The organism is Colwellia sp. 20A7, from assembly GCF_009832865.1.
Lineage (GTDB): Bacteria > Pseudomonadota > Gammaproteobacteria > Enterobacterales > Alteromonadaceae > Colwellia.
Genome location: NZ_CP047130.1, coordinates 2,699,835 through 2,713,106, shown reverse-complemented (window position 1 = coordinate 2,713,106; position 13,272 = coordinate 2,699,835). Strand labels below are relative to the sequence as shown.

The 13,272-nt window shown below is 35.8% G+C and carries 10 protein-coding genes and 1 riboswitch; of the genes, 4 read left to right on the top strand and 6 right to left on the bottom strand.

From position 1 onward, the window contains the following. Positions 1-192: 192 nt before the first annotated feature. The gene (icd, locus tag GQS55_RS11765) at positions 193-1,443 is read left to right on the top strand and encodes an NADP-dependent isocitrate dehydrogenase (protein ID WP_159820701.1); all 1,251 of its coding nucleotides are present in this window, start codon (positions 193-195) and stop codon (positions 1,441-1,443) included. A gap of 119 nt (positions 1,444-1,562) precedes the next feature. Here the strand turns inward: icd and GQS55_RS11760 are convergent, their stop codons facing one another. After that, on the bottom strand, positions 1,563-2,324 hold the full coding sequence (locus GQS55_RS11760; protein ID WP_159820700.1) for an ElyC/SanA/YdcF family protein: 762 nt from the start codon (positions 2,322-2,324) through the stop codon (positions 1,563-1,565). A 341-nt stretch (positions 2,325-2,665) separates the two neighbouring features. Then, positions 2,666-2,870, top strand: a riboswitch (Lysine riboswitch). Positions 2,871-2,997: 127 nt separating this feature from the next. Between GQS55_RS11760 and lysC the strand changes: the two genes are divergently transcribed. The 3 genes from lysC to GQS55_RS11745 all read left to right on the top strand — a co-directional run bounded on the left by lysC (position 2,998) and on the right by GQS55_RS11745 (position 6,848). Next, positions 2,998-4,377 (top strand): lysine-sensitive aspartokinase 3, encoded by a 1,380-nt coding sequence (gene lysC / locus GQS55_RS11755; protein ID WP_159820699.1) that lies wholly within the window; start codon positions 2,998-3,000, stop codon positions 4,375-4,377. A 501-nt stretch (positions 4,378-4,878) separates the two neighbouring features. Then, entirely contained in the window at positions 4,879-6,201 is a 1,323-nt protein-coding gene (locus GQS55_RS11750; RefSeq protein ID WP_159820698.1) for a sensor histidine kinase, read from the top strand. Then, positions 6,201-6,848, top strand: coding sequence for a response regulator transcription factor (locus tag GQS55_RS11745; RefSeq protein ID WP_159820697.1), 648 nt, complete (start codon positions 6,201-6,203; stop codon positions 6,846-6,848). Before GQS55_RS11750 ends, GQS55_RS11745 begins: the two co-directional genes overlap by 1 nt. Before the next feature lie 27 nt (positions 6,849-6,875). On the opposite strand, the gene GQS55_RS11740 is transcribed toward GQS55_RS11745, so the two are convergent. From GQS55_RS11740 to GQS55_RS11720, 5 genes are all read right to left on the bottom strand, one after another. Continuing rightward, entirely contained in the window at positions 6,876-7,976 is a 1,101-nt protein-coding gene (locus GQS55_RS11740; protein WP_159820696.1) for an ABC transporter ATP-binding protein, read from the bottom strand. 5 nt (positions 7,977-7,981) lie between these two features. Beyond that, positions 7,982-9,463: an ABC transporter permease gene (locus GQS55_RS11735; RefSeq protein ID WP_236559627.1), complete on the bottom strand. Its 1,482-nt coding sequence runs from the start codon at positions 9,461-9,463 to the stop codon at positions 7,982-7,984. A gap of 158 nt (positions 9,464-9,621) precedes the next feature. After that, a complete protein-coding gene (locus GQS55_RS11730; RefSeq protein ID WP_159820694.1) occupies positions 9,622-10,647 on the bottom strand; it encodes an extracellular solute-binding protein in 1,026 nt (341 codons plus the stop codon). Positions 10,648-10,949: 302 nt separating this feature from the next. Further along, positions 10,950-12,518 (bottom strand): PepSY-associated TM helix domain-containing protein, encoded by a 1,569-nt coding sequence (locus GQS55_RS11725; protein ID WP_159820693.1) that lies wholly within the window; start codon positions 12,516-12,518, stop codon positions 10,950-10,952. Then, positions 12,515-12,814: a hypothetical protein gene (locus GQS55_RS11720; RefSeq protein WP_159820692.1), complete on the bottom strand. Its 300-nt coding sequence runs from the start codon at positions 12,812-12,814 to the stop codon at positions 12,515-12,517. Before GQS55_RS11720 ends, GQS55_RS11725 begins: the two co-directional genes overlap by 4 nt. Between the last annotated feature and the right edge of the window lie 458 nt (positions 12,815-13,272).

The following is a 13,272-nucleotide window of genomic DNA, read 5'->3' as shown; positions in this document are numbered from 1 at the left end:
TTTGCTTTACTTTAGATGCAATGAAAGTTTAAATCATCATTGTTGAACGCTTAATTACAATTAATTTAGCTCACGTAATAAAATGATATTTCAAAAGACTTAATTTTCATGGTGTTTAGTTTTTGTAGCTATCATGATATAAATATTTTCAAACATTTTTAATGTTCATTCTTCCAATTAGGAGAGCGCTTTATGACAAGTAAAATCACAATCCCCAGTTCAGGTGATAAAATTACGGTATCTAACGGTAAATTAATAGTGCCAAATAACCCAATAATCCCTTTTATAGAAGGTGATGGTATTGGTATTGATGTAACTCCTCCTATGATTAAAGTTGTCGATGCTGCTGTCAAAAAAGCTTATGGAACGAAGAAGAAAATAGCCTGGATGGAAGTGTATGCCGGTGAGAAAGCCACGCAAGTATATGATTCCGAAACTTGGTTACCTGATGAAACATTAGAAATGTTTAAAGAATATAAAGTTGGCATTAAAGGACCGTTAACGACACCAGTGGGTGGTGGTATGCGTTCGTTAAATGTCGCTTTACGCCAGATCTTAGATTTATATGTATGCCAGCGTCCAGTGCAATGGTTTACTGGTGTACCAAGCCCTGTTAAAAAACCATTTGAAGTAGATATGGTGATTTTCCGTGAAAATACGGAAGATATTTATGCAGGTATTGAATATAAAGCTGGCAGTGATAGTGCTAAGAAGATGATTAATTTCTTAACTGAAGAAATGGGTGTCACTCAAATTCGTTTTACTGAAAATTGTGGTATCGGTATTAAACCTGTTTCTAAAGAAGGCACTCAACGTTTAGTTCGTCAAGCGATCCAATATGCTATCGATCATAATAGAGACTCAGTAACTTTAGTGCATAAAGGTAATATTATGAAATTTACTGAGGGTGCATTTAAAGATTGGGGTTATGAATTAGCGTGCGAAGAGTTTGGGGCAGAATTAATAGACGGTGGTCCTTGGTGTCGTATTAAGCATCCTAAAACAGGCAAAGAAATAATTATAAAAGATGTAATTGCTGATGCAATGTTACAGCAAGTATTGTTACGTCCTGCTGAGTACAGTGTTATTGCAACACTAAATTTAAATGGTGATTATTTATCTGATGCCTTAGCGGCACAAGTTGGTGGTATTGGGATTGCTCCGGGTGCTAACTTAAATGATGAAGTTGCTATTTTTGAAGCAACTCACGGTACTGCGCCTAAATATGCGGGTAAAAATAAAGTTAACCCTGGCTCTGTAATTTTATCTGCTGAAATGATGCTACGCCATATGGGGTGGGTTGAAGCAGCCGATTTACTACTAAAAGGTATGTCTGGCGCTATTGGTGCGAAAACAGTAACGTATGATTTTGAACGCCTAATGGATGATGCAACCTTAGTGACTTGTTCACAATTTGGTGATTGTATTATTGAAAATATGTAACTAAGCCTACGTGAGCTAACGTAACTAAGTAAATATAAGCAAAGTAAAAGCATTAAAACCAGTATTATCTAAGATGATACTGGTTTTTTTATGTCTACAATTAACACTATTATTTGATTTTAAAGTAAGCTTTTTAGCCATTGCACACAAAGACCTAAGCTTTCGTACCATGCAGCGGTTGTTTGCTGTAGAGATTTACTTTTAGGAACGTAGTAACCCCAACCTTTAGGACCATTTATATTTTTAACCATAAAGCCTGTTGGTGCAGGTATTGGCTCCACTCCTTGTGCTTGAAAGTATTTCATTGCTCTTAGCATATGACTTGCATTGGTTACTAATACAACATTATGTCCTTGTACTCTAGGACCAATTAATTGCGCTTCTTCTTCAGTATCTTTAGGAAAATTTTCTGCCATGATTTTATTGGCAGGTACACCTAAAAGAACTAAAGATTGCTTCATTGTTTGAGCATGAGATAACTGATCCTTAATATAATAACCTGACGTGATAATCGTTGCTTCTGGATGTAATTGATAAATCCTTAATACTTCAACCAATCTTTCTAATGAGTTTGTATTAAGTTGGCTAGTTACGGGTAAGGCATCATTAGCAACATGCCAACCTCCTAGCACTATAATATAGTCAACAGGTTTACTCGAGTGAGTAAAGCTTTCATAATTATTTTCAATATTTACCATTAACTGATCTGAAATTACTGGCAGAGAAGATAAAACTAATAGTAAGCCGGCAGAGACTAAGCACTTAACGCTTCTTTTGGGGCGTTTTCGATAATACAGGAGAGATAATATTAATAAAATTAACACTAAATTAATTGGCATAATAGCAGCTGAAATAACTTTTTTTAGTAAAAATAAATCCATTAGGCTCTACATAAGGTAGTAAGACATGTTTATAGTTAGACTATAACAAATGTGATTGTAAAATAGGGAAAAGTTATGCACACAATGCAATACAATTGTTGAGCTTAATTTTTGCTGTATTTACATTTTATTTGTATGTGGAATTGATTCTTAAGGTTCATCTATTGTTCAGGTCTATTTAGTTAATTAAAAATACGCTCTATGCATAATGGCGATTTAATATAATGATTACACCCTCAAACTCTGTTATTTATAGCCGTCTAAAAGTCTATTGCAATTCATACTTAATTAATGTCTAATAGGGCAGTTGTTGAAACACTTTTAATTTAAGTGGTGTTTACAACACCAGAAGAGGAGCGATAACTAGATAGATAACGTTATACTGAGAAGTATTAGGAACCACATTCCAACATACGTTATTGAAGGAGATTATCGCCGAGAACATAAACACTGTGGCTGTTTATGTTCGGTCACTAAGGCTGAATCCTTAGGACTGTCACCTGATTTTAGTGTCTGTATAGACTAAGGTGGAGAGCTTCTGGCTGAAAAAGTTACTATGCTCTATGCCTATTTACAATATGCTAGCCTATCGAACTGTTCAGTCATGCTCTTCCTGTTTTAATTAGTGATTATTATTCGCTAATGTAAATTATTGTATTTAGGAAGATTACCCATGGTACACCCAAGTTCATCAAAAGAAAATTTATCCCTCACCGTTGCAAAATTTGGCGGAACAAGCGTTGCTGACTTTCCTGCTATGTTGCGTTGCGCTCACATTATTAAAAATGACAGTAGTAATCGCTTAGTGGTTGTATCTGCTAGTGCTGGCGTTACCAACTATTTAGTACGCTTAAGCCAAGCAAATTTATTGCTTGAAGAACAAGCCGATATTATTGAAAAAATCCAAGCTATTCAGCTAAATATTACTCAGCATTTGGCAAAAGATGTTGAGCAAGCTTTAAATACTGAAATAAAAGGGTTACTTGAAGAGCTAGCAACGCATGCGTTAAAACAATCTCAGCAGCATAGTGTTAAGCAAGGTGATGCCATTCTGTCATTTGGTGAGCAGTTAAGCTCACGTATATTTGCGCAAGTATTACAGTCTATTGATGTAAACGGTGCTTACTTTAATGTACAGCAGGTAATGAAAACTAATAGTTTATACGGTAAAGCCGTAGTAGATATAGAGCAATTAAGCTTAGCATGTACCGAGATTTTAGCGCCTAAATTGGCTCAACAAGTGTTAGTAACACAAGGCTTTATTGGTCAAGATGGTTTAGGTGAAACAACAACCTTAGGTCGTGGTGGCTCTGATTATAGTGCGGCTTTATTGGCTGAAGCACTTCATGCGGGTAATTTATCCGTATGGACTGATGTTGTTGGGATCTTTACCACCGATCCTCGTATAACCGATCAGGCGCGTGCAATTAAAGAAATTAGCTTTGGCGAAGCAGCAGAAATGGCAACTTTTGGCGCTAAAATATTACATCCAGCTACCTTAATTCCAGCAATGCGTCAGAATATCCCTGTTTTTGTTGGATCAAGTAAAGAGCCAGAAAAAGGTGGAACACAAATCAAAAAATCGGTTGCTTCTAATCCTACCTATCGGTCAATCGCCTTAAGACGAGAACAAACATTAGTCACGGTTAAAAGCCCGGCTATGTTACACGCGAGTGGTTTTTTAGCACAAGTATTTGGTATTTTGGCTAAACACGAATTGAGTGTCGACTTGATCACCACTAGTGAGATTAGTGTTGCCTTAACGTTTGATAACCCAAGTGGCTCTACGCAAGCGTTAATAACATCAGCTGTAGTAGAAGAATTAGAGCAACTTTGTGAAGTAACTGTTGAACACGGCCTTTCATTAGTTGCTGTTATTGGTAATGGTTTGGATTGCGCAAAAGGAATAGGACAGCGTATTTTTCAAACGATTAATGACACCAGTGTTCGTTTAATTTGTCATGGTGCTAGTGCTAATAACTTATGCTTTTTAGTGAATGAGCAAGATGCGAATAGTGTTGTTGAGAAGCTACATAGAGAGTTATTCGTTTAATTACCTTACGCTTTATTAGTGTTAGCTTTTTCTCGTTATTATCTTACCAAGTAGGAGAGTCGCTTTTACTTGGTAATAAATCATTCCAAAAGCCCCTTAGCACCATCTAAAGCAGTAAACTATCAATTATTGCTTTCTTTAATTACGACTCCTTCATCTTAATAATTGGTATATCCTGTTTATATCTCCTTGTTATTATCTTAATACCTAATTACCTAATTACCTAATTACCTAATTACCTAATTACCTAATTAATCATCTCACCGATTATATTCTCATCACTGATATTGTCATTTCGAGTGTAGTGCAAAAGTATGAGAAATATAATTCGAACGTACAGTGCCTATATTAAATATGATGCGTATGATTGATTATATAGAACAAACTTAAGAAAAAAATTTTAGGGGTGTTGTCTCTTAAATTTTTGATATTTTTAGCACTTATAGTTCAATTAACTCGTGCATTTTTTATCTTATTCACCTCATTATTGGAATTCTACAAATGAGTATACGTGCCCTGATCAATGTGAGAATAATTGCGTCAGTATTGTTGATTTTAATTTTCAGTGCAATTATTGCTGTTTGGCAGGCAAGAAGTTCAGTAGAGCGAGAGGTAAATTCTTCGATTAATTTAGCGGTACAAATGATTGAATTTGGCCTTAACCAGACCTCTTCTACTAGTGAAGAGAAAGACGCATGGTTAGACAAGGTTGCCACAATGCAACCAGTAAGACATTTAAATATATCTATTAAAAAGAATGAAAATCAATTAACAAGCACAAATGCTACCAATCTAGATGATGATTTAAATAGTGAGGAAAAGTCGACACCTCGTTGGTTTGTTAAGTCTGTTATGGTCGATTTTTTTATTCATAATTATGATATTAAAATTGCGGATGGCTCTATCAAAGCCATTGTTATTACCGCGAACCCAATGGATGAAATAAACGAAGCTTGGGAAGAAACAAAGTCTTTTTTTTGGTCTATTGTGTTGATGCTTTTTATTATGTTCTTGACAGTTAACCTGGTTTTTAACGCAATGTTGGACGCGGTTAAAGCTATTTTATCTGGGCTTCGCCAAGTTGAAAAAGGGCATTTTGATCATGTTCTTCCTCACTTCAAAATTAGTGAATTTGATGCAATAGCGCTAGAAATTAATGGTATGTCATCAGCGCTTAAAGCCGCTCAAGAAAAGAACCAAGCCTTGGCTCGCCACACTATGCAAATTCAAGAAACTGAAAGACAAAATATGTCTCGAGAGTTACATGATGAAATGGGGCAATCGTTAACGGCAATCAAGGCAATGGCGATCACATGTCAACAGCCTCAAACAAATGTAAAAGTAGTCACCAGTTCAATTGTTGATATTTGTAACCATTTATCTGTGGTCGTTCGGTCTATGATGAGAACATTACACCCATTAAGTTTATCAGAGCTTGGTTTAGGTGCAACGTTATCTGAGCTGGTTAGAGAATGGCAAAGACGAAGTAGTGAGGTTCAGTTCGATTTAGATTATGACCAAGCTTTAGATCATTTAAGTCACGATATTACTATTCATGTCTACCGAATTGTTCAGGAGTGCTTAACTAATGTTGTTCGACATGCAAATGCAACAAAAGTTGTTATTTTAGTCGTTAAACGTGGTGATAAAGTCATGATTACCGTATCGGACAATGGTCAAGGAAAGCAACTAAATTCTCCAGGCTTTGGTTTGTTAGGCATGCGTGAGCGGGCTGAAAACTTAGGTGGAAAATTTACATTCGAGTCTGTATTAAATACTGGTGTAAATGTTGTTGTGGAATTACCTTATTGGGAGGAAAAGTAATGGAAACAAAAAAAATAAAAGTTCTATTAGTTGATGACCATATGGTTGTTAGGGCAGGGTTTAGAATGCTGCTTGCCTCTCAACCTTATATTGGTGATATTGTAGATATTGAACGCGGTGAACTTGCCGTTAAAGAGTATGAACGCTTTCAGCCTGATGTGGTTGTGATGGACTTGTCAATGCCAGGTATTGGTGGTTTAGAAGCTATTCGTCGTCTTTGTAAGCATTATCCTAATGTACTTATTTTAGTTTATAGTATTCATGACGAAAAAGTTTATATTGAACGCGCATTAGAAGCAGGTGCAAGTGGCTATGTAAGTAAGAATAGTGCTGCTGAAGTATTAGCGCAGGCGGTTGCCGTTATCGCTAGCGGTAAACGCTATATTGAACAAGGTTTAATGCCGGAAGTAAATGATATTCGCTTAACCGAAACTAAAAAACCAAAACATAAACTTAAGCTTTTATCGCCACGTGAATTTGACGTGTTCCGCTTACTTTCAAAAGGTTTAAACGCTCATAATGTCGCTAGCGAGCTTTGTTTAAGTTATAAAACTATTTGTAATTATAATACGCAAATTAAAAGTAAACTGAATGCGAATACATCTGCTGATCTTGCTAATATAGCGATGGTAAATAATATTATTTAATGACTGACTAATGACTGATTTGTTACTTTATTGATATATTTGATATGCATGGGGCTTAATTTTTATTGCTATTTTTTGACCTAAATCCAGCAAAATATCACTATAAAAACTCAGTTGTTTAAAAGCTAATGATGAATCACTTTCAAGGCTACTGAGTAAATAGCGAAACCCTTGTTCAGTAACGGTAATATTGTCTACTGTCACATTACCCATTTCATTTGCACAATACTCAATAGCTTGCGGTTTTAACAAAAACTGTAAAGTTTGCGAACTTATTTTATTGGCTTCATTATTCGTGTTTGGAGTTACTGAATTGGTTGACGAAAAACTGCCGATGGCTGTTTGGTATTCATTACCTTTGGCCTTTACGGGTATCCAACTACCTAACTGTAAAAAGTCAGCAACCTGCCAACTACTCGGCGACTGGCATACTGAAGCTGGACTGCCTGTTTGTAAAATTCTTCCTTCGTGCATTACCGCTATTTTATCTGCAAAAGTAAATACTTCATCTTTGTTATGTGTAACAAAGATAGCACTCATTTTTAGTTGCTTTAAAAGCTGGCGCATTTCTAACATTAATTCATTACGTAAACGGGCATCAATATTTGAAAAAGGCTCGTCTAGTAATAATAATTTAGGCTGAAGGGCCAATGCTCGTGCAATAGCAACCCTTTGCTGCTGGCCGCCCGATAGCTGATGAGGATATCTTGATTCTAAACCGGTCAGCTTAAGTAAATGAAGTAGATCAGCTGTGCGTGCTTCTTGTTCACTTTTAGGTAATTTATCAATACCAAAGTAGATGTTTTTCCTAACCGATAAGTGAGGAAATAACGCATAATCTTGAAATATCATGCCAATATTACGATGTTCTGGTGGTATGTTCTTAGATGGGCTAATCGTAAGTATATGAGCTGTAGTTTGCGTACTACTGTTTATGTTTAATTCACCTGTGCTCAGTTCATTAAAGCCAGCGATGGTATTAAGTAATGTTGTTTTACCACAACCGCTAGGACCTACCAGACCAAGAATTTCGCCAAAATTTAAGACTAAATTAGTATCAGATAAGATGGTTTTATTCTGTAATTTCACCGAAAGTTGTTTGATGCTTAATAATTCATTACTGTTCATTTATGTTATTTCCTTTCTTTATTAAGCCAAACAATAGGGAGTAATCCCAGAAGAACGATTAAAATAGCACCCAGCGCACCTTGCTCTAGCATTTCATCAGATATTAATTGATAAATTTGAATACTCAGCGTTTCAAAGTTAAAAGGCCTTAACAGTAAAACGGCTGGCAGCTCTTTCATCGATTCAACAAACACTAATAACCATGCCACTAAAATAGACGGTTTTAGGATAGGAATATGTATTTTTCTTAACATCTTACCTAAGCCTGCACCTAAACTTGCTGGGGCAAAATCGACAGATCTCGGTATTTGTTCAATACCACTTGATATTGTGCCATTAGCAATAGCGGCAAAACGAACCACAAAAGCAAAAACGACAGCAAAAATAGTGCCTGACAATAGTAATCCTGGTGAGTCTAGCCCTAAATAATCGGCGACTTCATTAATCATGTGATCTAATGGGCCAAAAGTCGCGAGTAATACCATTGCCAAGACTGTACCAGGAATAGCGTAACCGAAACCAGCGAAACTTAATGGGAGCATACGCCATTTATCTTGACTAAGCCTACGATATAAACCTAATAGTAAAGCTAAGCAAGTTGCAATAGTTGCAGCATAAAATGATACTTCAATACTGTTGATACTTGGCGATAACAACGCTATTAGCTGATTCATATCACTGTATTCAAGTGCCATGATAATCAGTAAAACGAAAGGTAGTAGGAAGCCAGCTAACACTAAAACCCAACAAAAGGCACCAATAAAGCATTGTTGCATAAAAGATAATTTAATCACTTCTATATGCTTATTAGGTCTATTTGATTGATGACCTTGTCCAGCTCTTGCACGCTGCTCTGCTATAACTACAAAGAATATCAGCAACATTAATATACTTGCCAACGCATTTGCTGCGGCTAAGTCGCCATATCCTAACCAGGTATCGTATATTGCTGTCGTAAGTGTATTAACAGCAAAATAATTCACCGTAGCAAAATCAGCTAATGTTTCCATTAGAACTAAACTGGCAGCGACTGCTATAGCGGGGCGCGCCAAAGGTAGGGCAACTTTAAAAAAACTTTGTTTGGATGACAAACCTAATAGTCGTCCGGCTCTTAATAAGTTTTGATCTTGTTGTTCAAATGCTGTTCGCGCCAACATATAAACATAAGGAAATAATACTAATGCGAGAACAACGGCAGCGCCGGGTAAAGTACGTATATCAAAAAACCAATAATCATTTGGTGATTGCCAATTAAACCAACTACGTAATGTTCGTTGAACTGGTCCTGCATAGTCAAAAACGTCGGTATAAAGATAAGCAACTAAATAGCCGGGCATTGCCATCGGTAATAAAAGCAGCCATCGTAGAAAACGTTTACCTACTATATTGGTATGAACAATAAATGCAGCACTAAAGGTACCAAAAACTAACGTAAGACAAACCACCAACACACCAAGTATTAGTGTATTGGCAATATAATCTGGCAAAACAGTTTGCCAGAGATGAGAGAATAAATCACTCGACGAACTTATACTTGCTAACAACATAACTACTATAGGGGTTACTAGTATTAATGCAATTAACCAACAAGCCGTTCGCCAGAGATTATTTTTTAATGGATTTATCAAGGAAGAACTATTTCATTTTATAAATCAAACTTAGCTTGATCAATTAATTTAAGCGCTTCTTTTCTATATTTTGCAATAGTCTCTAATGGTAAGTCATCGGCTTTAAACTTACCCCATGAAGCAACTAATTCAGAAGGCATTACATCAACTCTCACTGGATATTCTACATTTGTTTCCGCATAAAGTTGTTGTGCTTCTTTCGATACTAAAAAGGCCATTAATTTTTTAGCATTATCATTATTAGGGGAAAATTTTGCCATACCCATACCTGATATATTCACATGAGCGCCACGGTTACTTTGATTAGGAAAGTTAATGTTTACCGCTTCAGCCCATACCTTTTGTTTCTCATCTGATAACATTCTACCGAAGTAATAACTATTACCTAGCGAAATATCACATAAGTTCTGATGAATAGCTTGCACTTGACCACGATCATTACCTTGCGGTTTACGTGCTAAATTTGCTTTAAATTTTTCTAGCCAAACAAGTGTTTCAGCGCTACCGTGCTCAGCAATCATAGAGGAAACAAGCGCGATGTTATAAGCGTGTTTACCACTGCGTGTACAAATTCTACCTTGATATTTACTATCGGCTAAGTCTTCATAATTAATGTCTAGTGTGCCTAAACGTTTAGCAGAATAAATATTACGTACACGAGTTGTTAATGCAAACCAGGTATTGTCTTTTGCTCTGTATTGACTAGGAATAATATCAAGTAACACTTCAGCATTATTGGCTTGTAATAAGTTACGATCATGTAATTCAATAAGTCGACTAATGTCCGTCGTTAATAATACATCTGCGGGGCTATATTTACCTTCACGTTCAAGACGTTCTGCCATACCTGTTTTAGCGAAAATAACGTTTACTTTGATACCGGTGTTTTCAGTGAACTTGTCGAATAGAGGTTTAACTAAAAATGCTTGGCGATAAGAATACACATTTACTTCTTCATTCGCCTGTACAAGAGAAGATGAAATAAGTAACAAGCTAGCAAAGGTCAACAGGATTTTTTTTCTGATGTTGGTTATTTTTGGCATAACATAATTCTGACAATACAAAGTCAGTCTCTTTAATCGTTTTTAATAGGAATAGGGCGCAAGATTAAAGAAAACATTATAATATGTCAACGTCATTTGATAACGGTTCTCATTTGTCTTGTTTAGCCGTTGGTAACTAATGCGATGAGTATATTTTATTAATCAAGATCATTTGATTATCTACTGATCTAAATTACTTATTATTAACTGAGCCTAGCATAATAAGCTTAGCCTTCTACTCTTTAGTTAACTATCCTAGGTAGAAGGCAATGATGGCACATTAATATATGTTTAATGGATTATTATAATGCCCAAATACTATTACGCTCTCCATAATACGCGCGGTTTTTAGTTTTTAAAGCCCCATAATAAAATATACCGGCAAATATAAGTGCGACAATATCAATGGCTAGATTAGTCGTATTAGTTGCATCCCATAACGCTAAATTTGGCATTGTTATTGTAATTAATGTTGTTAGTGGAATACCTATACAACCTATATATATGGCTTTTTGTATGTGAATAGCACTCTTTGCTGCCCCTAAAATAAAACTATAAATTAATGCAACGAAAAATACTAAATAGTAACAATTGAGGTATGCATTGTTAATTTTCACGTTACCTAAGTATAACCATTTACTTGCTAAAAACGTGGCAACTACCGCGAGTATTGAGCCTAGACATATTCCCACAGTAAGATTTGCCATAAAACGATTTGATTTACTTTGTACTGCTTGTTTTTTTCTTCGTTTTTCTAACCACAATAAATTACCACTGTAAAATAAAAATGCGCCTAATAGACCCATAATAAAGTATAACCAACGGCCAATTTCACCACCAAAACCACCAAAGTGTAATGAAAAGAAGCTCGCAACATAATCAACATAATAATCATCGTCATTCATTGCTATACTGCCGCCCTTTATCTCTAGAGTGTAGGGGTTCATATAGATATAATCGCCAGTATTATTACGCATCATCTCATTGTAATTTACAACCGAAATACCAACGGAAGCACGCTCTGTTGATAAACGAGAAAATGCCATAGATTTAATGCTGTAGCCGTCAGTGAGTTCATCTATCTTCTCTATATAGCTTAAAATAGATGGTAGTTCATCAGCGGAGTTTTTTACCGGCGCAGATTTCACTTTTTCAATTGCTGGTTTGTCGGGGTAAATTAAGTCTAATCCATCATAAAATATATCGTGGAATGAAAAAACAATAACAGACCAAGCAATAAGTAAGTGGAAGGGGAGGCTAACAACACCAACAAGGTTGTGGCTATCAAGCCAAAAACGATTTGCACCTTTATTTTTTCTGATCGCAAAAAAAGTCTTTGTTAATGTTGGTAGTAAAATAATAATACCTGAAACTAAAGCTAAAAAGTACAGTACAGAGGCGACTCCTAGCACCAATACACCAAGATTCCCACGACCTACTTTTCCTGCAATACCCGCAGTGCGGTGTAGCATATCAATTAAGTCGCCTAATTCGTTAGTTGGCTGGGCGTGAGTAATTAACTCACCTTGTTCCGATAATGTTGCATGCACCATAACACTATCTAAAGAAAGACCACGTCCCGCTTTATTTTCGTACCAAGTCATTGGCGATGATTGTTCATCTAGGTTTATTGTAAAGCTTTCTTTTGCTTTTTCAGAGGTAGATAAAGCTTTAGATATTAAAGTATCTAGTTGTTCTGTTGGTACTTGTGCAAGCTGGTGATTCGAAGGTGTTGCCCACTGACTTATTTCATCTTCAAACATGGTAAGCGAGCCAGCATAAAAACCAATAAATAACACTAAACCCGCAATAATACCTGTCCATGTATGAATAGATTGGTATGTTCGAAGTATATCGCCACGAACTCTCATGAAAACCACCTTAAAAGAAAAAATAAGCCGTAAACTATTATGTTCGCAGCTAACAGATATATCACTGCTTTAGCCGCTGTTTTAAATAAATAAGTGAAAGATAATACGAATAATGCAATGGGTGAAACGATCCACATATTAAATTGCCCTTTAGCTGTAGCATCAAGACCGCCAGGTCCAAACCATGCAAAAATAGCAACAAAACCATACGCCAAGAAAAAACCGAATATAACGCCCGCAAAAGTTTTTAACCACCAATGAGGTTGGATTTTTTGTTCAGCGGTTAATCTACTCACGAGGACGCTCCTTTATTTCTATTTTTATTAGTGTTAATAAATAAGCTAATGAAAGGAATACAAACTAAACCAGTTGAAAGTATAAAAAACCATACGAAGAATGCAGCAGAGAATGCATATATTTGAAGCCATGAAATAAGCGCTAAAATCCAAAAAACATAACCGGTTATTCGCCAATTTCTTGATAAAGGTTTATGAGTAAAACGTTGGTTTTTATTGGTGGAATAGACGATAAATACCCCAATAAAGGTGAAACTGAGTGCCAAAAATTGCCACATATTATAAATTCTCAATGTTAATTGAAATGAAGTGTATGGATGCTATTCAACCTATGACAAATAATTATTAGCGATTACATTGGTTATTTGTAGAATATGAAATCCGATAAAGAGAGCCTTTAACGGATATCCATAGTACCAAAGAGACATTAACGACTCTTTTTTAAAGTTGAATTATCA